The sequence below is a fragment of the Paenibacillus sp. J22P218 genome, assembly GCF_056269195.1.
In genome coordinates this window covers 949,369-973,129 of sequence record NZ_JBWDNL010000002.1, presented here as the reverse complement: position 1 = coordinate 973,129, position 23,761 = coordinate 949,369, and the positions used below count along the sequence as shown (strand labels likewise).

Genomic DNA, 23,761 nt, shown 5'->3' with positions numbered 1-23,761 from the left:
CTTCGTCACATCGATTTTTTGAACCTACTATTATCCGTAAGTTTAATCATTTCAAAGAACTAAAACAACTTTTTTCTTGTGAATTCATTGTTGCTGTAGCACTTCCCCATCAGTCGTTTCTAGATGGGGGCGTAGTAGCTTTGACAGAAACCTCAAAGTTATCACGCTCCCGTAATACAGCAGACTATTGTACACATAGATAGGCTTTTTAATGCTGAGACTAAGCTATAATAAGAGCAAAGAACGAAAAATTTATTGAAAGAGGAGAAAGTATGAATCCTAACGATTTTGTAGCGATAATACTTGGCAGTGATGAGAATGCCTATGGCAACGTCAGACTTATCCATGAAACCTATCAGACCAAACCGCTCCTGGTTTGTACTCGACTGCTGATTCCAACCAGACACAGCAACTTATTCGATCTTATCCAAATCGATCATTTCGACAAAGAGGATGTTTTCCCCGGCGCGTTGTTGTCCATCTTGGAGAAACATGCCTCCTCGAACAAGAAACTGATCGTCATTCCTTGTTCTGATTACTATGCCGGGATGTTGTCGCGCCACTATGGCAAATTCAATGGATTGATCGCAAATCATTTTCTATCAGACATGTTGTTGGAAACGCTCGATACTAAAGACAAGTTCTATGAACTGTGCGATCGATTCGGTTTGGATTATCCAAGGACGCTTGTTTGTGAGCCGCATGAACGTGAAAATGCTTTGGAACGCATAGAATTTCAATTTCCGATTGTTGTAAAACCTGAGAATAGCAATGCCTATGAATACCTTCATTGTTACTTCCAAGGCAAAAAGAAAGTGTTCTTCTTTAACAATCGTGAAGAATATTTAGCGATGATCAGCAACATGAATACATCCGGCTATAATGGCAAACTGATCATACAAGAGTTTATTCCCGGCGGCGATAGCGCAATGCGAGTGATCAACAGCTACTCCGATGATAGTGGGAACGTGAAAATGATGTGTCTCGGTCAGCCTGTGCTCGAAGAATATGCGCCGAATACGTTAGGTAACTACGCCGCTATCATTAGCCGCTCAGATATGGACATATATGAGAAGGTTAAGGCATTCTTGGAGAAAGTCCGTTATGTCGGATTTTCCAACATCGACATGAAGTTCGACAGCAGGACGGGCAAATACATGATGTTTGAAATCAACCCGCGATTAGGTAGAAGTAGTTTGTTCGTACGGGGGGCCGGGTTGAATATGATAACAGCGCTTATAAGTCACGTCGTTTACGGCGAAGACACCGAATGCAAATACGGCCAAGCTACCGCATTATGGACTAACGTACCGAAAATGGTATTGAAGCGCTACGTCACCGATCCGGCGTTATCGATCGAGATCGATAAGCTTTATAAGCAGAAGAAAGTGATCCGCTCACTTTGGTACAACAAAGACCTAAATGTGAAGCGTATTATTAGTGTCTCGCGCTATTTTTTCGGACACATCAACAACTATCGACGTTATTATTTCAATAAAGAACAAGCCTTGTTTGTGGATCAAGACCGCTCGGAACGATAACAAGAATCGATAGCCAACTGAAGCAGCTATGCCGATAAGCTAAATATAATTAATATGGACTCCCATAGATATATAGTTAATTTCATGTAGATGAAGAAAGGCAACCGGTCATTTCTGGACGGTTGTCTTTTTGTTTTTGTTGATCTATCAGTTAGCGTAATTGTCACATGAACAATACATTTAATTATCAAATGTAATGATTAATCTAATATCGGAAGGATCTTTACTTTCAACTAAACGATTAACTACTTCCAAAAATCTCTTTCCACATTCTCTATAGTTAACTGATTCAATAATTTTTTCGCCATTCATGGTTTCATCTTCGTATTTAAACACTTGATCCCAATTAAATTCGAGCAATTCCTTTACAGTAAACCACGTCGTGCTATGACCTTCTAATATAATAATTTGAAGCGGAATCCTTGGACTAACGTCTTCAGGTAGTCCTCGCAAATCGCTGATATAAAGCATGTTCTCAGATTTACGTTGATTAGCCAAGATTGCAAAGAGGTCATAATTTCTATCCGTGAAAACCATATCCCTTCTTTCAACCCCCCAGATTGGAGCCTCGTCGAAATCGGAAAAAGTGCTCGCCCAATTCCTTGTCCACTTATCAGTGGATACCCATTTACCAATTCGGTTTACACCATCATTTTCATAAACTCTCTCTTCTACATAACAATGAATATCTGTCCCCATAAATACCACTCCATTATCTTTAAGACGTAAGTATTTTCCTATATTTATCCAGAACATTCTACCCTTTAACATAATGAGTTGTACTTTTGATTAAGTTATAAAAAATCCATCTGGGTAGATTTTATCTTCATCCGTATCTACATCAGAGTATCGTTTAAAAACGGACTGAAAATTGCCTTATATAATTAGATGGTCGATAAGCTGTTCAATTCTCTGCCTGCTTATCACGTCAATTAATACCATGTCACTGGACCAAAAATACGAACCATTCATACATTCTCCTGATTGTATGTTCTTTTGCCTCAATGTCTCAAAATTCATTCAATAACACCTCTCTAATGTCAATGAATTCGCGATATTATCCAAACATACCTGCCTGATAGTTTATTAAAATGAATAGGATACCATAGCGCCTCCTCATCCATCTATCTTTAAGACTATCGTTACCCGATCTCTATATGCGCCTGTAAGTATTCTGTCCGTTAACTTAATGAAGAACCTTCAGTCTGTTAATTCACAAACAAACAGAAAGAGATGTCGAAGATCGACATCTCTTTCTACACTCCATTGCATTTTCCATTATTGCTGCTCGAGAATTCGCTTCGCTACCGGTATCCATATTTCGCTTCGATAATTCGGAGAGGAGATATCCTTGCTTTCATTCCACAACAGCTCAGGTCCGTTAATCTGCTCATAGCTTGAGGAAGGGAACCACTCGGAATAGATGCGACCCCATATTTCTTGCAGCGTTTGGGGAAACGGACCAACCGCCTCGAACACCGCCCAGTCGCATGCCGGCACTTCCAAGCTCGCCAGATGATCTGGACATGCCAAAGTCGTAGCCGCTCCGATATAATGATCGAGCCCCCCTTTCTCCTCCATTCGCTCTTCGGAGAAATTGACCGATGCGCTGATTAACCCGATAGGCTGCGTATTGGATAAGCTTTTCAACTGCCCGATTATCTCCTCGTTCAAGCTTCCCCACATCGCAGCAATTTCAGGATTCACTCCCTCGAATTGAATGGGAACCCGCTTCATAAGGCCGACGATGCGAAATGCTTCTTTTTGCTCAATACGATAGTTCATTGCACTTACCCCTTTGATAGTCAGCTGGAAGGTCATACGAGGATAGGCAAGCAGCGGCTGCCCATTAACCCTCGCTTCGGTTGGAGTTATACCATGCATGCCCAGGAACGCTCTCGAGAAGGAATCCGGCGATTGATATCCGTATTTGACTGCCACGTCAATAACCCTCACGGAGCTGTCCTTAAGCTCAAAGGCGGCTAGCGTTAAGCGTCTGCGGCGAATGTATTCGGACAACGGCACCCCTGCAAGAAACGAGAACATTTTTTTAAAATGAAACTCCGAGCAAAATGCCAGCCGCGATGCCTCCTTGAAATCAATATCATCCGCCAGATGTTCCTCAATATAGTTTAACGCTGCATTCATAGATTCAAGCATTCGGTATGACTCCTTCCTTTCTTCTTCCGCAACTATAACGTAACAAATATATTGCCGACCGTTCCGACTTTTCGTGTCCGATGATGCAGGGGTTGCAACAAAGAAAGACGCCAAGCGTTAAGCGAGTCGTCTTTCCAATCGTGCTCATGCTTCATATGAGCTTATGCTTATACCACTTCTTCCCGCGGAAGCGCCATAGGAAGATCGCTCCGCGTACGCCCCATTCGCAGTTCATTGCAATCCATACCCCCATAATGCCTAAGCCCGCTGTAATCCCCAGCAAGTAACCTAGTATGACGCGGAATAACCACATGCTAAGCATCGAAGACAATGAAGTGAAGCGGGAATCGCCGGCCGCCCGCAGCGCGGACGGCAATATGAAGCTCATCGCCCACAACGGGATTTGCACGATTGCCGTAAGCAGCAGCACCCAGAAGATGTCGTCTACAATTTCGGCAGGAGGTTCGAACAACCCTACCAATAACGGATAGAACGGCATAAGTATAATCCCCATCACGAATAACATTAGCGATGCTATCCATAGAAACGACTTGACGAACTTGCGCGCATCGGCCACATCGCCTCGTCCAATGCACTGACCGACAACAGTGACGATCGTTAAGGACAATGCGGCACCTGGAATTTGCAGGAGACCCGTCAGTACAGACGCAATCGCGTTCGTAGCAATCGCGTACGTTCCTAGGCTAACGATGAACACCTGGGTGAGCAGCTTGCCGCCGTTGAAGAACATCTGCTCGGCGGCGAATGGCAGTCCGATGGACATAATTTTCTTCAGCATGGAGATCGGAACATGGAACATATCGCGCAAGCGCAGATGCATCGTCCCATCCATTTTGAACAAATAATAGATCGCGCAAGCGGCCCCGGCAAACCTGGCGATATTGATCGCAATTGTCATCCCCATAACACCCATATTCAACATCGTAATGAATACAATGTTAAGCAGCACATACAATAGGTTCATTATTAACGAAAGCGCGAGCGAAGCGCGGCTCTTCCCGACTCCTCTAAGCGCGCCGCATACGGCTTGAACAATCGCCAGCCCAAGGAAAGAAATGCCGCTCCCTATAAGATAAATTCTTGCACTATCCAGCACTTCGGCTGACGCGGAACCGAACAGTAAGCGCAGCAACGGATTATGCAAAGCTATTATGAGCAGACCGATTACTACAGAGAGCATGGAGACGGAAGCAATGCTGCCCGACGTGGCACGAGCTACCATCTGATTGTTCCCGCTCCCCTTATATTGCGCTACGACGACGGTGCCCCCGGTTGCTACGGCTACGAAAACGTTAATAAGAAATAAATTCAAGGAATCGACCATATTGACCGCGCTAACCGCCGATACGCCGGAGGAGCTGATCATCGCGGTGTTCACGAGATTCAGTCCGACGATAAACGCCTGATCGATCAGAATCGGGATATACAAAGCGATAATCGCCCTGTAATCCATCGACTCGCCAGTCAAATACTTATTCAAATACGCACTCATCTGCGTTCGCAAACGAATCGGAATCAATACGATCACATTCTTTTCTATGGAAGTTAACGAAGACACTAACTGCACAGTTAGTGTCTTCTTATCGTGCCTTATTATTTGTCTATGATTTCAATAATTTGGTAAGCGTTGTCGTAATCATCTCATGATCCATATGGCCTTCAAGTCCGGATACCGTAATCGTACCGACAGGTCCAGCATTCTTAATGATGATCGGGAAGCTGCCGCCTTCCGTCGCATATTCCATCGGATCGAGATATTCACTGTCCTTAATGTTGGTATTCCATGATTTGTACAGCACGTGCATATAGTAGGAGCTATGTCCAAAATGTTTGACGACGTTATTTTTGCGTTCAATCCAACGATCATGTCCAGCGCCAGTACCATCCATCTTCGCGTGGAATAGCAGTTGCCCGTTCTTCCTGATATCTACGACAATAAGTTTGTTCTCATTTTGCGCTTTCGCGAGAATTGCGCTGCCAATCTGGACAGCTGTTTGATTCGAGAACGAGGTGAACTGTAATTCGGATTCCTGCTCAAGCAACTCTGCTAATAATACGTCGTAATTTTCCAAGTGAAATCCTTCTTTCTTCATCCTAAGTCGTACAGCCCCATTCATTATACCTCCTAAATCGTTAAATCGGAAGATAGATAGAGAATATACTGCCTTTGCCTACCTCGGATGTTACCTTCATATAGCCAGACTGATCGGTAATTATCTTACGGGCCAGATAGAGACCGATCCCTACGCCCTGCGTCTCGCTCGCTTCTCTTCCCCGGTAAAAGCGCTTGAATAGATCGCTGATCTCGCTCTCTTCAATACCGCTGCCTTGATCCTCAATATCGATGCGAACGAACATCTCGTAGGGTTGAACCGTGACTTTAATCGTACCTGAATCACGTCCGTATTTGACCGCATTATCCAGTACATTGAAGATAGCTTCAGCCGTCCACTTCCGATCATGAGACACGTTTGTCTCTCGCTCCGACTCGAATTCAATCACGATGCCATGCCGTTCAGCCACTGGAAATATCTGCTTGATAGCGGATAATACCGTACTGTTAATACTGCTCGTTTCCTGCCTAATCGCAACGATACCGCTTTCTAGACGCGACATTTTGATTAAACTGTCCATCAGCCAGCTCAGCTTATCGGTCTGGTTCGCCAATATGACAATGAACGCTTCCCGCTTCTGAGACGGCAAATGACGGTCTCCAAGCAGGCTTACATACATGTTCAAGTTCGCAAGCGGCGTCTTCAACTGGTGCGCAATATCGGATATGAGCGTCTTCATTTCCTCATTTTCTTCTTTTGCTTTAAGACTCTGCATCTTCATGATCCGAGACAGCTTGATCACCTGCACCTGCAGTTTGGACAATATGCTGTCTTCTACCGTGGAGAACAGCTCGCGATCCTCCCGATCGATGATGGATTGAATCGTCAGCGACAGCTTCGTCAATACGTCACCCATTTGCCTTCTAATAGCAAGCATGAAAAAGACGAGAATTAACGCTCCGACAATCGCGAACAAGCTGGATAAAAAGATCAGCTTGCGGCCTGCATCAAGTTCCAGCAACGCATATAGAAACAGGCCGTATGCCATTGCATACAGCCCGTAGCTTATCAGAATAATACGAGTAAAGGAGCTCTTCACAATCTATTCTCCCCATGTATAACCGATGCCGAATACGGTTTTGATATAAATGCTGTTCTTCGGGTCGTCCTCGATCTTGCCTCGCAGACGCTTAATATTGACGCTTAACGTATTCTCGTCGACGAACGCGCCGTCCAGATCCCATAGCTTCTCGAGAATCATTTGTCTTGTCAAAATCTGCTTGCTATTGCGTGTGAGAATAGACAGCAGCTTGTATTCATTCGAGGTAAGCTTAATCTCCTCGTTTCCCTTGAACACTTTCATTTTATCATAATATACCGTTAAATCCTTATATACGAACCTGTCGATCTGTTCCTCGCCGCCACGGCGAAGGACAGCCTTGACGCGCTGATTCAATATCGCCATGCTGAACGGCTTGGCAATATAGTCGTCCGCGCCGGATAAGAAGCCGTTCACGATGTCCTGCTCTGTATCGTTGGCCGTTAAGAACAGGATCGGCACATCCGACGTTTCGCGAATTTGTTTGCAAAGCTCAATTCCGCTTCGATCGGGTAAATGAATATCTAGAATAAGAAGATGAACGTCGCGGCTTCTCCACATCTCCATAGCCTGAGCAGCTGTATATGCAGACCATACTTCATAGTGCTCCTTCTCAAGCGCAAAGGATAGTCCCTCATTCAGCAGCCGGTCATCCTCAACGACGACAATGGTTGCCATTTCGCGCGTTCAACTCCTTATCTGTTTCGTTGCATGCTTAGCTTGCTTCCTTCATTCGATCCACAATGCTGCTTTTTCTCGTCTGGTTATACGAGATAATCGGCGCGGTCAGACATACGCCAAAGACGATGACCAGTATGATGATGAGCGGAATCAGAGGGTATTCAAAAACCGCATAAGTCGCCTCTTGGCTGAACACCTTATAAGCGCCGTAACTCACCAAGCTTCCTAGCGTGGACACGAGCAAGGAGGATATAACAGCGTAGCCCAATCCTTCGAGCATCAGCAGCTTGCGAAGCTGCTTACTCGTCATTCCGATGCTCTCCATGATGGCAAATTCGTTGCGCCTAATAACGACGCTTGTGAACATCGTACTCACAAAGTTCATGATACCGATGAACGCGAGAATAAGCGTTATCGCTCCGCCAAGAATGTAGAACATCAGCTTGGCGCTTTCCATCATTTCAATCCATTGCTGCTTCGACTCCAGCGTTATGTCGCGAGAACCTGCCGTCAATCGTTCCAGTTGCTCCTGAATGGCTGGATGGTCCTCTTTGTCGGCTGATAGATTCATTTTATAAATAATCGGATCTGCGATCAATTGCTTCATCGCCTTCTCGCTAATGTAAATATTCGGCGCAAGACCACCGAACATGAGCTTGAACGGCTGTTCCGCAACGCCGCCGATTTCGAACGAATGCTTCCGCTCGACATTAGGCAGCTTAAGATTGAAGTTATCGCCCAGCTTGAGCGATTGTTGACTCATATCAAGCAACGCGATCTCGCCATTATCGAACCGTTCAATATCGATTGGCGTCTCAAGCGTTTCGTTAAGCTCCTCGATATATTTCGTTTCGATGCCTACGAGCCGCGAAGAGAACATGTATTCTTCTTGCCGCAGCATCTCATCTGTCGGCCTCTCAGCGCCGTATCTCGTCGTGAACTCATCCACATGCTTGCCGAACACCTCTTGTGTATATTCCGGGAAAGCTTGCGACATATACATCCTTCGTATCTGTTTAATACCGTCAATCTGATCTACGGAAGATAGGAGCTTATCCGTGAATAGCTGTCGAACTTCTCCATTATAGCCTTCTGCCGATTTATTAATTAACTCGAAATCGTTAGCCACATAATCGCCGATGAAGTTATCTGTGCTCATGCTCAGAATAAGCGTATTGATGGTCAAGAAGGTAGTGAGGCCCAGCACAAGCGATAGAAATACCGTCGTTGCTCGCTTCTTATCGCGGAAAATATTTCGCCATGCCATCCGGTGCAGCTTCGAGCCGCTCCTGCTTTTCTTCGAGCCGGCACGAACATATTTCGACGCTTCTACGACCGATATTTTGCTCGCTATACGTGCTGGTTTCCTCGAACCTGCCATCGTTGTGACCACTGCGAATAGCGCTGCACCCATGTAGATGAGAGGATGAAAGGAAATCTCGACTTCCGTTTCAAGACTGAACATGCTAAGCGCGAACGGTACGACTAGGTAAGAAGTTATCGCGCCTAATAACAATCCAATCGGAATGCCGATCCACATTAATCGACGCGCTTGCCCATTTACAAGCTTCTTCACTTGTCTGCGAGTCATGCCAATCGTCTTCAATAAGCCATAAAATTTCGTATCCGTCGATACCGAAATATAAAGCACATTGTATATAAGCAGGTAACCACTGAACATAACGATCAAGGACACCCCCACCGTACCGAACCACGTCGATAACGAACCGTCCTCTATCGATCTGGAGTAAGCATACACGTCCTGACCTTCTTGGAGTGCAAAATCTTGCTCCAGCTTGCTAATCCCTTCATCTTGTGAAGTGCCTCCTTTGAACATAATGGAGGCAATGCCATTCCTTCTATGCTCTGCTCCCAATGCTTCCGCGAAAGACTTCGAAACGAGTATTTTGCCCGAATTGTCCGAGAACATTTGCGTATAATCGTCATACCAGCCGCTAAGCACAAAGCTTTCCTTGCGCACTTTCCCGTTAGCGTCGTTCCCGGCAATATAGGACAAGTCCAGCTTCATCCCGACTTTCGGTTCGGTTATCCCCATCTCATTCAGCAGCCATCTAGGCATAAGCACCTCGTTGCGCTGCTGCGGGTAGCCATTCGTCTTCCCTCCAAGCAACGGCGCTTTCATATTGTTCCATTCTGGCTCATCATACAGGTGAAAGGTTGCCTTATAGGCTTCATGCTCCTTTGTCGCGAGATGCGCTACCTCGTAGTCGAGACCAATCCTCTTCACATAAGCGAGGTTAGCAAGCTTGTCTAATTGCTCCTGCGCAGGGTTGACGAATGCAACATCCGCTTTCGTACCTAGAAACTTCTGATCCTGCATGCTGAACGACTTCATATAGCTCATACCGATGCTGAATACGGAGGTCAGCAGCCAAGCAGTCATGACGATGGCTAGAATGACATAACGATTGCGTGAACGATTCGCTTTCAGACTTCTGCTAGTAAGCGTCTTAATGATCCGTTTGTTCGAATTGGGAAACATCACAGCCGTTTCCCTCCTACGACCTTGCCGTCCGCGATACGTATAATGCTATCGGCAAGCTGAGCAATTTCCTCACTATGCGTAATCATGACGATCGTTTGATTGAATTGCTTACTCGTCACTTTCAACAATCCGATTACTTCTTGGCTTGTCTTGCTGTCCAAGTTGCCCGTAGGCTCGTCTGCCAGCACAATCGACGGTTTCGTAGCAAGCGCCCTGGCGATCGCGACACGCTGCTGCTGCCCGCCGGACAACTGATTCGGCAGCTTGTCCAGCTTATCCGCTAAACCTAGCGTCTTAACGATATGATCAAGAAACGGCTTATCAATGGCATTTCCGTCAAGCTCGATCGGAAGCACGATATTTTCATATACATTAAGAATCGGCACTAAGTTGTATTGCTGGAATACAAATCCGATCTTTCGTCGTCTGAATACCGTCAAGTCGTCGTCGCTCATATTGAAGATCGCTTTCCCCTCCACGAACACTTGGCCGCTTGACGCACGATCCAGTCCGCCTAGCATATGCAATAACGTTGACTTCCCGCTTCCCGACATCCCCACGATTGCTGCGAATTCGCCCTCTTGGATCTCTATATTTACGCCGTCGAGCGCTTTGACCTCATTTTGCTGCGATCCGTATATCTTCTTCAAGTCCACTGTGCGCAATATTGACATTAACGATCACTCCTGTTCTATAGCTTGTTCCTACAGAGGCTATATTACGCTGAACTTCTTACAAACTCGTGACAATCGGAATCACACTACCTATCAATCTATCAATGAAAACCTATTTTATTCTATTAAACGCACTCGTCCAATCGAATCTGTAACCTAGCGAATAAACTGCATTAACTTCTAAAAGAAGGAGGAGATTCGAATGGGATACTACGTTAAAAAATGCTTCAAACCAGTGTTCAAAAAATCGTGGAAAAAAGATCACCACGGCAAAAAAGAGCATGGCTGTAAAAAAGAGCGCCCTTCTTACGACTACGGCAAGAAGGAGCATCACTTCTACGGCAAAAAAGAGCATTCTTACGGCTGTAAGAAAGAGCATCATTTCTACGGCAAAAAAGTTCATCATTGCTGGAAGAAAAAAGAGCATCACAAAAAATGGAAACCTTATTGCTAAGATTCCAGGGGGAGCCTGTTCATTCAGGCTTTCCTACATATTTGCAATTGCAGCAAGCAGGAAATCGACGACGATTTCCTGCTTTTCTACTTTGTATTTCTTACCTAATATTGCTACAATAGTGACGTAGTACAAGCATACCAATGAGAATAGAGGAGCGATACAATGTCCGTTGACGTCTATCTGAATTTTGACGGTAACACTCGTGAAGCAGTAACTTTCTACGCAGAGGTGTTTGGTTTAGAACTGCCGCAGATTATGACCTTCGGCGAGACGCCGCCGCACCCGGACTATCCGCTTCCGGAGGAAGCGAAAAGTCTCGTAATGCATACGAGACTTAACGTCTACGGCAGCAACGTCATGTTCTCCGATGTGTTCCCGGGTTCGCCGTTCATTCAAGGCAACAACTTCAGTCTCGCTCTTGTACATAAAGATCAGGAGACGATCACGGCTGCTTTCCATAAGCTGAAAGAAGGCGGCACTGTCGTCATGGAGCTTCAAGAAACGTTCTGGAGCAAATTGTATGGCAGCGTTCGCGACCGCTTCGGCATCGAATGGCAATTCAACTTGGACAGCGGCGAGACCTTTGGCTAAACGCCGCTCGACATTTGTGAAGCGCTCAGCATAATAAGGTACAACCATCATGTCATGACAGTTGCCATACCGACATGTGCCTCCCCGACAAACACCCAAGCACTTCCCTCTGAGTATGCATAAGATATGGTGTACTCAAAACGCAAGGAGGTGCATGAATAATGTCCGGTTATGTTGGCGGTGCCTTCACGAACACGGGTACAATCCTGGTTCTCTTCATTCTGTTAGTAATCATAGCTTGCAGTTGTGGAGTATTCGGCAGATACTAAGACGAATACCTGAATAAGCGACAATTAGAACCACACCAAAATGAAAACAGTCCGCTTCCCCTGAGGAACGGACTGTTTTTTTCATGAGAGCTTGCTTATGAAAAGGTGCGGCTTAATAAATGAAAAGATAAAGTGACCTTCGTCCCCGCACCCGGCCTGCTCGCGAATTTGATCTTCCCGCTCATTGCCTCTATTAGTCTAATGGAGATGAGCGTTCCTAGTCCTGTACCGCTTTCCTTCGTTGTGAAGAACGGTGTGCCTATATTCGCGATCGTCTCCTCTGACATGCCTACGCCCGTATCGACAATTTCGATCAGACCCAGATCGCCATCCTTCTTACCTTTGATCGTCACCGTTCCCGATTCCGCAATCGCTTCCACGCCGTTCTTGATCAAATTAATGATAACCTGCGACAGCTTTGTCTTATCAGCCAATATGTATAGTTCTTCCTCGACTATAACGAGCTTAAGCTCTACATTTTTGATGAGGCCGTAGGAATACATCATCTCTACCGTATGCTGAAGAAAGTTCGGCACATGTATTTTCTCCATATGTTCGACATGCGGCTTGGCAAGGTTTAAGTAATCCGTAATAATGAACTCAGCACGCTCAAGCTCTGAAAGAGCGATTTGCAAAAATTTCTTCTTGTTATCGTCGGCGGTTTCCTTAAACAATTGGAGGAAACCTTTCACTACGGTTAGCGGATTCCTTACCTCATGCGCTACGGATGCTGCCAATTGGCTGACGATCTTCAGCTTCTCGCTTTGCTCCAATTCAAGTCGCATGGCGTTTCTCTCAATCATATTCTCATAGAGAAGTGAAGAAACAACGATGCTGAACAATGCGAGCACGCCAATAATAAGGAAGTATAAGACTCCCTCCGACTTCCAAACTAACTCAATCTGATTCGCTGATGTGTAATAAAGTAATATCGCGCTAATGATTCCGTTGGAGTAAAGCGTTATAGCAATGCTCGTATATACCCTTTTTTTAGGAGGGTAGTTAAGGAAGGATTTCGCAATCAAAAAACACGGCAGTGCAAACCAAAGAAAACAAACAAGAGCGATTACGATATCATCTCCGCCGACAGTTACGCGGTAGAGGAGCATGACAATCGAAGCTAATATTCCTGTTAAGTAATTCCGTCCGCCATATAATATCGCTACCAGGATAGGAATTAATCGTAAATCCCATTCGAATCCTTCGGTTATCGTTATCGTCAATGACATACATAGCACGGATGATAGGCCGAATAGTAAACCATTTAATATGTAATAAATACTGCGATTAGTAAACCGTCTGTTCGTATAAAAAAAGGAGTTTATAAAGATCGGAAACAAAATGATAATAACATGGATAAACATTTCGTTCATCATAGTAAGAAGATAAATCCTCCCCTACATCTTTTCTATATACGAACGATTATTAATTAGAACTAAAGTCCTATAACCACTAACGCTATAATATCACATTTGTACAAGATAGAAATCATACTTTTACAAATTAATTGGATCCCACTCCATCCTGAATGACATCCCTGTCTGTATGATGATCGGTTCATGTAATGTCAACACGCCTTTAGGCGCGACATACGATTGTTCCACTCCGTTCCATGTCACTGTGCAGATCACTGACTCGTTCATGTTAGGCAGCGTGAAGCTTTGCAGGACAAGCTTCCCGGCAGCAACACTCAGCACAGCTACGGATTTGTCCAAGTGGAAAACTCCCCATCCACTGTCAACGGACCAAAATGTTCGGAACTCGCCATTATCGATCTGGACAGGATGAAATCCAATCCTATTTTTCCTTAAGTCGTATTGAAATCCGCTATATGACAATAACAATGAATAGCTGGCCATCGCTCGCGCGTAGTTGCTTCCGCACTCCATTTCATTCCACGGATTACGCTTCTCCCCGTCATATCGGTGTCTAATTGCTGCGACGATTGCAATTCCTTCATCAATTAAGCCAACCTGTATCATATGCGAAGCAGCCTGGTATTCGAAGCCGGTCATCGTTTCCGTTGAATACGTTAAAGGAACCGCAGGGCGCTCCCTTTCATCGGGCCACGTACAAATGACTAATCCCGCTTCGTCATTAAATGAGAATAAGCGCCACGGGTTGGCAATATCGCGCATCGATTTGAAATTATGATGAAAAAGTGATTTAAGGGCGGATTTTGTTTGTCCTCCATCGAATATTTCGCCAAGGCCGCACAAGTTCGCATGCCATTGCGCGACGACCTGATCAATGCCGCAGCCTTCACCGATTTGATATTTGATCTCGCCAACTTCATCGTTCCAGTAAGCAGCAGTCGCGCTTTCATGGAAGAGGGATTGTCCGCTATCGAATTTGTCCAAAATTGTACGATCTCTCAAGTCGATCTGCTGCATATAGTAGCTGCCGTTAAACAAATATTGGTCGACCCATGCTTTGCCCTGTTGGAACAAATCCAAGTATTCCTTCGCTTTCTCTTCTTCGCCAAAATACTCCGCTATTTCAGCGCCGGCTTTCAATGCGGCAAGATAAAAGCCGTTCAGCCATGCGCTTGGCCCGAACAATTCCATATCGAGGGTATGATGCTGTCTTCCCTCCAGCACTCCGTCCTTATTGGCGTCCCAGCCGTCCGGATTATGCTCCGACCATGCGAATTCAATCGATTGCTTAATTGCATTCCAATGAGATGCCAGCCAATCGTTATCGCCAGATAGCTTCCAATCGCGATATGCTTTGATTACGCCTCCCATTTGTCCATCGACGCACGCGCGGAACGTCTCTGCAGGACGACCCAGTGGCAGCATAAGACGAAACGCCATATTGCCGTTGTTTCGGTTATTGTAACGGAAGTCCAATGAACGCATGCTGCGCTCGAGAGATGGAAACAAGAAAGGAAGCGCATAAGCGTAATTCCATACATGCGTGCAAGAACCTTCGCAGCTGCCAACATCCTCTATGCAGCCTTCAAAGCCGTAAAATGCTCCGTCCGTCAACCTAAGGCAAGTTGGCGATTTCAATACGGATAAATTAGCCTCTACTGCCTCTAGAATGACAGGCGGAAGTGTTGACGATGACAGCGCTTTCCGGAAAAGCAGCGTATCACCCAGCAACCGTTCCCAATTACGGAGCACGTAATCGGCGCTGGCAAGTGAGTCTTCAAACATAGTGGCGTAATAATTTTTCCAGACCGTGCGTTTGACCGGCTCTTCATTCCAATGATTGTATACATTCGGGAAGCTCCAGGTCAGGACGAAGCGAATTTTGCGCCTCTCCCCCGGACGTAGCTCTACATGAGCCGCAAGCGTAGCATTATCCTTGTGACGGGGATGAGGCGGTTGCTCGGGCGCATAATTCCGGTTGATGAACGGGCCTGGCTTGGCGAAATCCCGCCAATACATTTCGAGATTGTCGCTCCAGCCTCCCCGGTACCAAAACTCCTGATAGCTGACATTGGCCTCGTCGGTAGCCATCGTAAGGTCGCCAAACAACGGGTCATCTTGACCGTATTGCTCCGAGCTTAATTGTAGAAGATGGATACCGTCCTTAGAATGATAACGGTTAACGATCTGCTCTGTAGGCTTAGGATTGGAGATCGTGAGCGCAGCTGTGTAGGTCACATCATGAGGCAATGGATTAGTGAATTCAATCTCGAACATGGCGCATGGAATGCTGGAATCCTTGTCGTTCAAAGGAATGAACGGGTTGAAAGCATGAAGAATTACGTTACCCGGAAATCGTTGATCATTGAACGATAGTCGCGCTAGAGGGAAACCGCCTTCGAATACCATATCCTCGAAATGCGGCATTCCCCCCATTGTATGGCCCTCCGGGCCGAAGCCGTATCCGCTGTGAATCGCGCCTCCGCGAACAGGCTCTCCCATATATGGAGATTGAAGATCTCCATTCAGTATTCTCGCGTCTATCAACTTGCCGTCATGCTCTGCTTTCACCGCAAAGTGACTGAAGCCGTTGAAGCTTCGTTTATTGGGGCGATTGAATATCTCCCAGTCGATTAGTCTACCGTTCCCGGCTAGGCCGATGCTGCCCGTGCCGATTCCGCCGAGCGGGAACGATATTTCCTTTGTATAGTTACCGCGGTAAGACTTGCCACTAAAGTTCATAAAATGACCTCCTGCGTTACGTTTAGATTCTTCAATCTCGAAGATAATCGTTGCATGGTCTCCTATGGTGCAAGCATACTTCAAAGCAATTCATTCTGTTTTAAAATTTTTGCAAGCGGTATGTATAGTTGCAGAACTTGCATTGGAATAACACGCTGTCTTCCCCAAATATAACCGCAAGCCGCTCCTCGTCCTCTACCTCGATATATTCCCTTCTTTGTTCGTCCTGATCTCCCGTTGCGAAAAATCGGGTCGTATTGCCGCACTCACATTCAAAGTTCATCATTGGCACGTACACCTCTTTACTTTTTGTTGGCTAACAGCATAACAGCTTGTATACACGCTATAACGGCTAATCCTGCTGCGAAGCCGCCGAAGATGTCCGATATGTAATGGACATGAAAGTATACTCGGCTAAGTCCCATCATTACAATTACAACTACCGCTGCAATGCAGACAACCCCTTTGATCCCTTTGCTTGCGGATCGGGACTGTGCAATAGCTATTGCAATCATTCCGAACATGACGAAGGCCAGCATCGCATTTCCGCTTGGGAAGCTTGCTCCGTCAGCAGTGATCCCCCATGCTTCCTCGGGTCTTATCCGGTCAAATCCTTTCTTCAATAACGTGTTCAGAATGAACGCAATGAGTACGGAACCAATGATCGATACGCCTCTCCATATTCCTTGCTTCCAGGCAATCAGTATCGAAGCGAACAGCGTAATGCCTGCAATGGCCGCCGTTGATCCAACATAGGAGAACAGCTTGAACAGCGCCGTCGCTCCTTCTCCTTTCAAATTCGCCATTGCGCGCTGAACGCTCTGATCCATGACGCTGCCCCCGCTGCTCGGAAGCGTTATAGCGAGCAGTGCGAAGACAATAATGGCTGCCGCTAGAACTGCAATCCAACCTTTCATTTGCTTCTGAATAAATACCAGCCTCCAAATCATTCGTTTCATTGATTCATAAGTGATGCTTCGATATAATAATCGATGACATGATTATAATACAAATTTGAAGTCAGGGAAGGGTTACGAACAAACATGTATGTTGCAGATCAATGGAGAGACTATGAAGTTATAGATACAGGCGGCGGCGAGAAGCTCGAGCGCTGGGGCAGCCATATATTGCGCCGGCCCGATCCGCAGATCATTTGGCCGATTGCCGATGAGAGCGGACTATGGAAAAAGCCGGATGGACATTATCACCGCAGCAACTCCGGCGGCGGGCAATGGGTCATGAGCCCAGGGCTTCCTGAACGTTGGACGATCTCTTATGGGGAGCTGTCATTCCATATCAAGCCTACCAACTTCAAGCACACCGGACTATTTCCGGAGCAAGCCGTCAACTGGAGCTGGATGATGGATAAGATCCGTTCTGCAGGCCGTCCTATCCGCGTGCTTAACCTATTCGCCTATTCCGGCGGAGCAACTGTTGCAGCTGCCGCTGCAGGCGCTGACGTATGCCATGTAGACGCAGCCAAAGGCATGGTGCAATGGGCGAAAGATAATGCACAGCTATCTGGCCTGGAGTCCGCGCCGATACGTTACATTACGGACGATGTGTTCAAATTCGTACAACGCGAGCAGCGTCGAGGCCGCCAATACGATGCCATCATCATGGACCCACCATCCTATGGCCGCGGCCCGAACGGCGAGACATGGAAGCTGGAAGAGAATTTATTCCCGTTTCTCCAATCCTGCATGTCGATCTTGTCGGACAAGCCGTTGTTCATGCTGATTAACTCCTATACGACGGGACTGTCTCCTTCTGTCCTGCATAATCTGCTGCACATTACAATGAAATCCAAGTTCGGCGGCGAGATCAACTGCGGCGAGATTGGCTTGCCGATAACAAAGTCCGGCCTTAACTTGCCGTGCGGCATATTGGGACGCTGGGAGTCCAACTAATGTCGATTCCAGTGTTATTCGAAGACAATCATCTGCTTGTCGTTGTGAAGCCTCCCGGCATCCCTTCGCAGGAGGACGAGACGGGCGATCCGGATATGCTTACGCTGCTGAAGCAGGACTTGAAGGAACGCTACAATAAGCCTGGCAACGTGTTTCTCGGCCTCGTCCACCGTTTGGACCGGCCGGTAGGCGGCGCTATGCTGTTCGCCAAGACATCGAAGGCTGCTTCGAGATTATCGGAGAGCATTCGGAGCCGCAGCTTCGGAAAGACGTACGTATGCATCGTGCAGGGTACGCCTTCCGAGCAACAGGCTACGCTTAAGCACTACATTCGCAAAGACACGAAGCGAAATCAAGTGACGGTCTATAACCAACCTTCAGAGGACGCTAAGGAAGCGATCCTTTCCTATCAGGTCGCCGCTTCATCCGGCAAACATGCGCTTGTCGCTATTCGGCTGCACACCGGTCGGCCTCATCAAATAAGAGCACAAATGTCGCATATCGGCTGCCCGCTCGTAGGCGATCTGAAGTACGGGGCAGCCAAGACAGCTGGCATAAGCGATATCGCGTTATGGTCTACCTCCATTTCCGTAGAGCACCCGGTTACGAAAGAAGAGCTGTTATTCACTTCCTCTCCTAGCGGTTCTGCTTGTTGGGACTGGTGGTCTACCGACCAGCTGGAGCGTGCCTCTACTCTTCTCATTACGCCTGAATAGGAAGGACTAGCCTACTATGCGACGTAAGCGATTACGACAGCGGCTTATTATTTTTCAATCGATATTGCTTTTATTAGCGATAGCAGGAATTGTTTTTATTTATTGGAGCTATACGAGCGGCGACACAGACGCGACGGAACAGCCAAGCCCATCTCCAACCGCCGTTCATGAACCAACGCCAGAGCCTACCGAACCTCCGACGCCTGCGCCGACCGAGCCGCCGCAGCCCGTATTTTCGGAGACCGTATGGATGGCAGTAGGTGATATCATGATGCACTCGCCGCAGTTGCCGGGCTCTTACGATCAAGCGACGAAGCTGTACAACTTCAATCCGTACTTCACTGAAGTGAAGCCTTTATTTGCAGAAGGAGATTGGGTCATTGCGAACTTGGAGACACCTGTCGCGGGCAAAAAATACGGATACACCGGCTATCCAAGCTTCAATGCCCCTTCAGAACTGATTGAGGCCCTCCAGAACGCTGGATTCAACCTGCTGACGACTGCTAACAACCATTCCCTTGATAAAGGCGAAGGCGGCGTGCTAGGGACGTTAGAAACGCTGAAGGATTACGGGATAGAGCATACGGGAACAGCCTCCTCGCAGCAGGAAGCCGATCAGTTGCTCATCGCTGAGCGCAACGGGATCAAGATGGGACTGCTCGCTTATACGTACGGCACGAACGGTATTCCAATTCCGACTGGCAAAGACTACTTGGTCAATATGATTGATGAACAGAAGATCATAGCCGATATGAAGCGTCTGCGTGAAGCGGGTGCTGACTTCGTTACCGTGTCGCTCCACTTCGGCAATGAATATCAGACGCAGCCAAGCGAGGAGCAGAAGCAGCTTGCCAGGTCGCTCGTTGCAGCCGGAGCGGACATTATTGCAGGCTCGCACCCGCATGTGGTGCAGCCTTACGAGGTTATCGAAACGACCGGCGAGAACGGCCAACCAAGAAAAGCACTTATTATATATTCCATGGGCAATTTCATTTCGAACCAGCGCGGCGATTCCAAAGATTACGGCGTCATTTATAAAGTTCATATTCGTAAAAATATGACCGACGGCTCCATCGAGCTATCTGAAGTCGAGTCGATTCCGACCTGGGTTCACCGCTATAAGCCTGACAATGCGTTCCGTTATCTTATATTGCCTCTCGAGCAGACGGTTACCGCCGCATCTGATCCGATGTTAACGAAAACCGATTTCGCGACATTGAGGAAAGATTACGAAATGCTTCGCAAACGACTGGACTCTATGAAATAAGTATCAAGAAGCAGCGGCAACCAGGGACGAGAAATAATGTCCGTGATTGCCGCTCTTTTCGTTTTTTTCATGCTTTGCCGGAAAGGTCTCCGAATACTTCGTCCCCAGGTCGGAATCGCTTGGCAGCGGCACCTACGGCGATTACACGCCCCGCGACGGTTGACCGCGGAGAAGATCAAAGTCCCAGGAATTTACCGAAGCCGCATGAACCTCGATCAATACTTCATGGTCCTTCGGTAAAGGGACATCTACTTCTTCCAATCGGAGCACTTCCGGTGATCCGTAGGATTCATAGACCAACGATTTCATTGTGCGTGTTCCTCGTATGCCGGGAAAGCTTGCAGCTTCTAACTCAACGCTCATGACCGTCCTCCTTACAAACATTTGATAGAAACATGAAATAAGCTGCCCAAGCAGGGGCAGCTTATTTGTACACTCTTGATTCATCTATGCGTTAGCAACTTTCCCCAACAAGTAGACAAGCAGCTGTTGATTATGCGCAGATATGCGGTCCAACGATTGTCCGATCATTTCACCTCGCAGAGCAGAACCTCTCCCCGCCTCGGCTTGTCCCTTCTCCGATACGTTTACCCACACAATTCTGCGGTCATTGTCGTCTCTCGTACGTACGATCAATTCATTGCGCTCCATCCGATCCAGCAGCGTCGTAATTGCAGCTGGCGTTGTAGCCAAATATTGCAGCAGGTCAGATGGCTTCATCGGCTGATGCTGCATTAGCAGCTCCAGCACATTCAACTGGCCTTCCGTTAAAGGAGCAAGCGATTCTTCCAAACTGGTTTTCCACTCGCGCGACAGCTTCGTCCACAACTTGGTAAATTCATCAGATACCATTATCTCACACCCTCCTGGCAATTTTCACCTATTCGTAGTTTTATTATAGCAGTGTTCAATGTCGAATAAAAGATTAATCTAATTAATAATTTGCGAGATTAATCGATAAATTGCCGAACGTTTTGACAGCATTAGACATACATTGTGACGAAGGCCCAGTACTGTGTGAATGCCTCTAGTTCCTTAGTAGGCGAAGGCAAAATCGATGGATGATTATGAGGAGTGTGATCCAACGTGGACCAGAAAATTGCGGAAATTATCCGAAAGGCAAAGGCTCAAGGCATAATAAAAGACCCGCAATGGCTGGAGAAACCGGATGAACCGGTGCCATTGTGGGTCATGTTAGAGGTTTTATTGGAAGTGATCGAGAAGCTCGACCCTCCTAATCGGCCTTTTGATTGATTTCGATCGTCGTCCGAACGAAAGTGGAAACGATAACATCGTTTTTGTCTACCGGGAACATAAGTCTGCCGATCGACTTGCGATCCTCGATTGGCGCTTGCTCGGAATTGACTTGCAGCTTCGCTCCTGATGTCGTAATCGCAACGATATCAAGCGGATTGCGGCAGTAGAATGCAGCCGCAAGCGTCGCGCCATTCGGACGAACACGCTTGCCTTCCTTGAACTCGAACGTTTGTACGCCTTTGCCGCCTCGTCCTTGAATCGGATAATCGAGCAACAGCGAACGTTTCGCGTAACCTATATCGGAGATGACCAGCACTTCGCCTTCATCATCGGCAACCCACTCGGCGGCAACAAGCTCATCGTCGTCCTTGAGCTGGATCCCTCTTACGCCAGTTGCTACTCTGCCCATCGGATTTACTTCCGTCTCGACGAATCGGATACTCATGCCGTTTTTCGTTACCAGCAATAGTTGCTTCTCTCCATCGCTTAACGCGACCTTGATTAGCTCATCGCCTTCGGCAACCTTGCAAGCCGCGACCGCTGTGGACCTTGTTGTTGCATATTCCTTCAGCTCCGTACGCTTTACTTGTCCTCGCTTCGTCAAGAAGACGAGCGACACATTCGCCGCATTCATGTCCTTCACCGGAATGACGCTTATAATCGAATCATCCTTCGGAATCGGTACAATATTGACGATTGCCGTGCCGGCATCCTTCCACTTGAACTCAGGAATTTGATGGACAGGCAGCAAGTAATATTGACCTTTGCGCGTGAACAACAGCAGATTGTCGATGGTGTTGACTGGCAGCAGCTCACGAATGACGTCGCCATCCTTGACTCCGGCATTGTCAATCTCGCCTCCGGATCTCGTATACGACAGCATGCTAGTTCGCTTGATGTAGCCCTGCTGGCTAAGCGTCACTAGCACATCCTCCGGAGTTACGAGAACTTCAAGGTTAACTTTAAGCTCCTCTACTTCGCCGCGGATATCGGAGCGTCGATCGATGCCGTATTTATCACGGATCTCTATTAATTCATCCTTAATGACGCCGATTAACTTCTTCTCGCTGTCGAGAATGGAACGCAAGTAAGCGATTTTCTTCTGCGCTTCCTTAAGCTCTTTCTCAAGAGACGTAATCTCTAGATTCGTCAGCCTATAGAGCTGCAACGTCAGGATCGCGTCTGCTTGACGCTCGGTGAAGCCGAACTTAGCAACGAGATTCTCTTGCGCGTTGGCACGATTCTTCGATGCTTTGATTGTCGCGATCACCTCGTCGAGCAAATTAAGCGCTTTAACGAGACCTTCTACGACATGCGCGCGATCTTCAGCCTTCTCAAGCTCGTATTTCGTCCGATAAGTAACCACTTCTTTTTGGTGAGCAATATAAGCGTCCAGCATTTGCTTGATACCAAGCTGCTGCGGCGTCTTATTAACGATTGCAACCATATTAAAGCTATAGGCCACCTGAAGGTCCGTCTTCTTCAGCAGATAGGCAAGAATGCCTTGCGCATCGGCATCCTTCTTGAACTCGACGACGATACGCAGGCCGTTCCGGCCGCTCTCGTCGCGAACTTCGGCAATACCCTCCACTTTTTTCTCAAGCCGGATGTTCTCCATCGCCGTTACAAGACGAGATTTTACGACTTGATACGGAATTTCGGTAATGACAAGCTGCTGCTTGCCGCCTCTCATATCCTCAATGACTGTTTTCGAACGAAGATAGATTTTGCCTTTGCCCGTCGCATAAGCGTCACGTATGCCTTCTTCGCCCATGATGATACCGCCAGTAGGAAAGTCAGGTCCCTTGACGATTGTCATCAGCTCTTCCAGCGTCGTGTCTGGACGAGCCATGACCGCGATACAGGCATCGATAATTTCCCGAAGGTTATGAGGCGGGATTTCCGTCGCGAAGCCGGAGGAGATGCCGCTAACTCCGTTAACGAGCAAATTCGGATACCGCGAAGGCAGCACGACCGGTTCCTTCGTCGTATTATCGAAGTTGTCCTTGAACATGACGGTGCGCTTGTCGATATCACGCAGCAATTCCATCGCGATAGGCGATAGTCTTGCTTCCGTATAACGCATAGCCGCCGGCGGGTCATCATCCTGAGAGCCCCAGTTGCCATGTCCGTCGACGAGCGTATGCGCCATTTTCCACGGCTGCGCCATCCGCACCATTCCATCGTAGATAGATGAGTCGCCATGGGGATGATAGTTGCCCATTACGTCGCCGACCGTCTTGGCCGACTTGCGATATTGCTTGTCCGGCGTATTGCCGGAATCGTACATCGCGTATAAAATACGGCGCTGTACCGGCTTCAAGCCATCGCGCACGTCGGGAATTGCACGATCTTGAATAATATATTTCGAATAGCGACCGAACCGGTCGCCTACGACTTCTTCCAGAAACGCCGGCAAAAACTGTTCCAGCATACTCAT

The 23,761-nt window shown here is 47.2% G+C and carries 23 protein-coding genes and 1 pseudogene; 8 read left to right on the top strand and 16 right to left on the bottom strand.

Annotated elements, in window-relative coordinates:
* The first annotated feature begins 272 nt into the window (after window positions 1–272).
* Complete coding sequence (locus AC0YN0_RS13385) at window positions 273–1,541, top strand: carboxylate--amine ligase (RefSeq protein WP_475821650.1); 1,269 nt, start codon at window positions 273–275, stop codon at window positions 1,539–1,541.
* A 180-nt stretch (window positions 1,542–1,721) separates the two neighbouring features.
* On the opposite strand, the gene AC0YN0_RS13380 is transcribed toward AC0YN0_RS13385, so the two are convergent.
* The 8 genes from AC0YN0_RS13380 to AC0YN0_RS13345 form a co-directional block, all read right to left on the bottom strand.
* Window positions 1,722–2,240 carry a hypothetical protein gene (locus AC0YN0_RS13380; protein ID WP_475821649.1) on the bottom strand — a complete coding sequence of 173 codons (519 nt, stop codon included), beginning with the start codon at window positions 2,238–2,240 and terminating at the stop codon, window positions 1,722–1,724.
* 579 nt (window positions 2,241–2,819) lie between these two features.
* Window positions 2,820–3,701, bottom strand: coding sequence for an AraC family transcriptional regulator (locus tag AC0YN0_RS13375; RefSeq protein WP_475821648.1), 882 nt, complete (start codon window positions 3,699–3,701; stop codon window positions 2,820–2,822).
* Window positions 3,702–3,852: 151 nt separating this feature from the next.
* Window positions 3,853–5,214 carry an MATE family efflux transporter gene (locus AC0YN0_RS13370; RefSeq protein ID WP_475821905.1) on the bottom strand — a complete coding sequence of 454 codons (1,362 nt, stop codon included), beginning with the start codon at window positions 5,212–5,214 and terminating at the stop codon, window positions 3,853–3,855.
* A gap of 109 nt (window positions 5,215–5,323) precedes the next feature.
* Window positions 5,324–5,839, bottom strand: coding sequence for a heme-degrading domain-containing protein (locus AC0YN0_RS13365; protein ID WP_475821647.1), 516 nt, complete (start codon window positions 5,837–5,839; stop codon window positions 5,324–5,326).
* A gap of 16 nt (window positions 5,840–5,855) precedes the next feature.
* The gene (locus AC0YN0_RS13360) at window positions 5,856–6,875 is read right to left on the bottom strand and encodes a sensor histidine kinase (protein ID WP_475821646.1); all 1,020 of its coding nucleotides are present in this window, start codon (window positions 6,873–6,875) and stop codon (window positions 5,856–5,858) included.
* A 3-nt stretch (window positions 6,876–6,878) separates the two neighbouring features.
* Entirely contained in the window at window positions 6,879–7,553 is a 675-nt protein-coding gene (locus AC0YN0_RS13355) for a response regulator transcription factor (protein ID WP_475821645.1), read from the bottom strand.
* Between the two features lie 37 nt (window positions 7,554–7,590).
* Entirely contained in the window at window positions 7,591–10,059 is a 2,469-nt protein-coding gene (locus tag AC0YN0_RS13350) for an ABC transporter permease (protein ID WP_475821904.1), read from the bottom strand.
* Window positions 10,059–10,736 (bottom strand): ABC transporter ATP-binding protein, encoded by a 678-nt coding sequence (locus AC0YN0_RS13345; protein WP_475821644.1) that lies wholly within the window; start codon window positions 10,734–10,736, stop codon window positions 10,059–10,061. Before AC0YN0_RS13345 ends, AC0YN0_RS13350 begins: the two co-directional genes overlap by 1 nt.
* A gap of 202 nt (window positions 10,737–10,938) precedes the next feature.
* Here AC0YN0_RS13345 and AC0YN0_RS13340 point away from each other — a divergent pair, with 202 nt between their 5' ends.
* The 3 genes from AC0YN0_RS13340 (at window position 10,939) to AC0YN0_RS13330 (ending at window position 12,053) form a co-directional block, all read left to right on the top strand.
* Window positions 10,939–11,190, top strand: a complete 252-nt coding sequence (locus AC0YN0_RS13340; protein WP_475821643.1) for a hypothetical protein — start codon at window positions 10,939–10,941, stop codon at window positions 11,188–11,190.
* A gap of 165 nt (window positions 11,191–11,355) precedes the next feature.
* Window positions 11,356–11,784, top strand: coding sequence for a VOC family protein (locus tag AC0YN0_RS13335; RefSeq protein ID WP_475821642.1), 429 nt, complete (start codon window positions 11,356–11,358; stop codon window positions 11,782–11,784).
* A 161-nt stretch (window positions 11,785–11,945) separates the two neighbouring features.
* Window positions 11,946–12,053 (top strand): YjcZ family sporulation protein, encoded by a 108-nt coding sequence (locus tag AC0YN0_RS13330; protein WP_442956487.1) that lies wholly within the window; start codon window positions 11,946–11,948, stop codon window positions 12,051–12,053.
* Between the two features lie 95 nt (window positions 12,054–12,148).
* Here the strand turns inward: AC0YN0_RS13330 and AC0YN0_RS13325 are convergent, their stop codons facing one another.
* The 5 genes and pseudogenes from AC0YN0_RS13325 to AC0YN0_RS13305 all read right to left on the bottom strand — a co-directional run bounded on the left by AC0YN0_RS13325 (window position 12,149) and on the right by AC0YN0_RS13305 (window position 17,130).
* Window positions 12,149–12,838, bottom strand: coding sequence for an ATP-binding protein (locus AC0YN0_RS13325; RefSeq protein ID WP_475821903.1), 690 nt, complete (start codon window positions 12,836–12,838; stop codon window positions 12,149–12,151).
* A gap of 126 nt (window positions 12,839–12,964) precedes the next feature.
* Window positions 12,965–13,417, bottom strand: a pseudogene (locus tag AC0YN0_RS13320) (LytS/YhcK type 5TM receptor domain-containing protein); the annotation flags it as partial.
* A 132-nt stretch (window positions 13,418–13,549) separates the two neighbouring features.
* Entirely contained in the window at window positions 13,550–16,171 is a 2,622-nt protein-coding gene (locus AC0YN0_RS13315) for a GH116 family glycosyl-hydrolase (protein ID WP_475821641.1), read from the bottom strand.
* Window positions 16,172–16,271: 100 nt separating this feature from the next.
* A complete protein-coding gene (locus tag AC0YN0_RS13310) occupies window positions 16,272–16,457 on the bottom strand; it encodes a hypothetical protein (protein ID WP_475821640.1) in 186 nt (61 codons plus the stop codon).
* A gap of 16 nt (window positions 16,458–16,473) precedes the next feature.
* The gene (locus AC0YN0_RS13305; RefSeq protein WP_475821639.1) at window positions 16,474–17,130 is read right to left on the bottom strand and encodes a phosphatase PAP2 family protein; all 657 of its coding nucleotides are present in this window, start codon (window positions 17,128–17,130) and stop codon (window positions 16,474–16,476) included.
* An 84-nt stretch (window positions 17,131–17,214) separates the two neighbouring features.
* Between AC0YN0_RS13305 and AC0YN0_RS13300 the strand changes: the two genes are divergently transcribed.
* From AC0YN0_RS13300 to AC0YN0_RS13290, 3 genes are read left to right on the top strand one after another with little or no spacing between them, the layout of a single operon-like run.
* A complete protein-coding gene (locus AC0YN0_RS13300) occupies window positions 17,215–18,081 on the top strand; it encodes a class I SAM-dependent methyltransferase (RefSeq protein ID WP_475821638.1) in 867 nt (288 codons plus the stop codon).
* Window positions 18,081–18,797 (top strand): RluA family pseudouridine synthase, encoded by a 717-nt coding sequence (locus AC0YN0_RS13295; protein ID WP_475821637.1) that lies wholly within the window; start codon window positions 18,081–18,083, stop codon window positions 18,795–18,797. Before AC0YN0_RS13300 ends, AC0YN0_RS13295 begins: the two co-directional genes overlap by 1 nt.
* Before the next feature lie 16 nt (window positions 18,798–18,813).
* Complete coding sequence (locus AC0YN0_RS13290; RefSeq protein ID WP_475821636.1) at window positions 18,814–20,064, top strand: CapA family protein; 1,251 nt, start codon at window positions 18,814–18,816, stop codon at window positions 20,062–20,064.
* A gap of 141 nt (window positions 20,065–20,205) precedes the next feature.
* Here the strand turns inward: AC0YN0_RS13290 and AC0YN0_RS13285 are convergent, their stop codons facing one another.
* Window positions 20,206–20,427, bottom strand: a complete 222-nt coding sequence (locus tag AC0YN0_RS13285) for a hypothetical protein (protein ID WP_475821635.1) — start codon at window positions 20,425–20,427, stop codon at window positions 20,206–20,208.
* 84 nt (window positions 20,428–20,511) lie between these two features.
* Entirely contained in the window at window positions 20,512–20,916 is a 405-nt protein-coding gene (locus tag AC0YN0_RS13280; protein ID WP_475821634.1) for a MarR family winged helix-turn-helix transcriptional regulator, read from the bottom strand.
* Window positions 20,917–21,150: 234 nt separating this feature from the next.
* On the opposite strand from AC0YN0_RS13280, the gene AC0YN0_RS13275 reads away from it, so the two are divergent.
* Window positions 21,151–21,318, top strand: coding sequence for a hypothetical protein (locus AC0YN0_RS13275; protein ID WP_475821633.1), 168 nt, complete (start codon window positions 21,151–21,153; stop codon window positions 21,316–21,318).
* Here AC0YN0_RS13275 and gyrA read toward each other — a convergent pair.
* Window positions 21,299–23,761: a DNA gyrase subunit A gene (gene gyrA, locus AC0YN0_RS13270; protein ID WP_475821632.1), complete on the bottom strand. Its 2,463-nt coding sequence runs from the start codon at window positions 23,759–23,761 to the stop codon at window positions 21,299–21,301. The two genes, AC0YN0_RS13275 and gyrA, sit on opposite strands and share 20 nt — an antisense overlap.

Excerpts from the sequence above, each read along its gene's own strand:
- AC0YN0_RS13385 (WP_475821650.1), top strand. The coding sequence starts at position 273 with ATGAATCCTAACGATTTTGTAGCGATAATACTTGGCAGTGATGAGAAT.
- AC0YN0_RS13380 (WP_475821649.1), bottom strand. The coding sequence starts at position 2,240 with ATGGGGACAGATATTCATTGTTATGTAGAAGAGAGAGTTTATGAAAAT.
- AC0YN0_RS13375 (WP_475821648.1), bottom strand. The coding sequence starts at position 3,701 with ATGCTTGAATCTATGAATGCAGCGTTAAACTATATTGAGGAACATCTG.
- AC0YN0_RS13370 (WP_475821905.1), bottom strand. The coding sequence starts at position 5,214 with ATGAGTGCGTATTTGAATAAGTATTTGACTGGCGAGTCGATGGATTAC.
- AC0YN0_RS13365 (WP_475821647.1), bottom strand. The coding sequence starts at position 5,839 with ATGAATGGGGCTGTACGACTTAGGATGAAGAAAGAAGGATTTCACTTG.
- AC0YN0_RS13355 (WP_475821645.1), bottom strand. The coding sequence starts at position 7,553 with ATGGCAACCATTGTCGTCGTTGAGGATGACCGGCTGCTGAATGAGGGA.
- AC0YN0_RS13350 (WP_475821904.1), bottom strand. The coding sequence starts at position 10,059 with ATGTTTCCCAATTCGAACAAACGGATCATTAAGACGCTTACTAGCAGA.
- AC0YN0_RS13345 (WP_475821644.1), bottom strand. The coding sequence starts at position 10,736 with ATGTCAATATTGCGCACAGTGGACTTGAAGAAGATATACGGATCGCAG.
- AC0YN0_RS13340 (WP_475821643.1), top strand. The coding sequence starts at position 10,939 with ATGGGATACTACGTTAAAAAATGCTTCAAACCAGTGTTCAAAAAATCG.
- AC0YN0_RS13335 (WP_475821642.1), top strand. The coding sequence starts at position 11,356 with ATGTCCGTTGACGTCTATCTGAATTTTGACGGTAACACTCGTGAAGCA.
- AC0YN0_RS13330 (WP_442956487.1), top strand. The coding sequence starts at position 11,946 with ATGTCCGGTTATGTTGGCGGTGCCTTCACGAACACGGGTACAATCCTG.
- AC0YN0_RS13325 (WP_475821903.1), bottom strand. The coding sequence starts at position 12,838 with ATGCGACTTGAATTGGAGCAAAGCGAGAAGCTGAAGATCGTCAGCCAA.
- AC0YN0_RS13315 (WP_475821641.1), bottom strand. The coding sequence starts at position 16,171 with ATGAACTTTAGTGGCAAGTCTTACCGCGGTAACTATACAAAGGAAATA.
- AC0YN0_RS13310 (WP_475821640.1), bottom strand. The coding sequence starts at position 16,457 with ATGATGAACTTTGAATGTGAGTGCGGCAATACGACCCGATTTTTCGCA.
- AC0YN0_RS13305 (WP_475821639.1), bottom strand. The coding sequence starts at position 17,130 with ATGAAACGAATGATTTGGAGGCTGGTATTTATTCAGAAGCAAATGAAA.
- AC0YN0_RS13300 (WP_475821638.1), top strand. The coding sequence starts at position 17,215 with ATGTATGTTGCAGATCAATGGAGAGACTATGAAGTTATAGATACAGGC.
- AC0YN0_RS13295 (WP_475821637.1), top strand. The coding sequence starts at position 18,081 with ATGTCGATTCCAGTGTTATTCGAAGACAATCATCTGCTTGTCGTTGTG.
- AC0YN0_RS13290 (WP_475821636.1), top strand. The coding sequence starts at position 18,814 with ATGCGACGTAAGCGATTACGACAGCGGCTTATTATTTTTCAATCGATA.
- AC0YN0_RS13285 (WP_475821635.1), bottom strand. The coding sequence starts at position 20,427 with ATGAGCGTTGAGTTAGAAGCTGCAAGCTTTCCCGGCATACGAGGAACA.
- AC0YN0_RS13280 (WP_475821634.1), bottom strand. The coding sequence starts at position 20,916 with ATGGTATCTGATGAATTTACCAAGTTGTGGACGAAGCTGTCGCGCGAG.
- gyrA (WP_475821632.1), bottom strand. The coding sequence starts at position 23,761 with ATGAGTATGCTGGAACAGTTTTTGCCGGCGTTTCTGGAAGAAGTCGTA.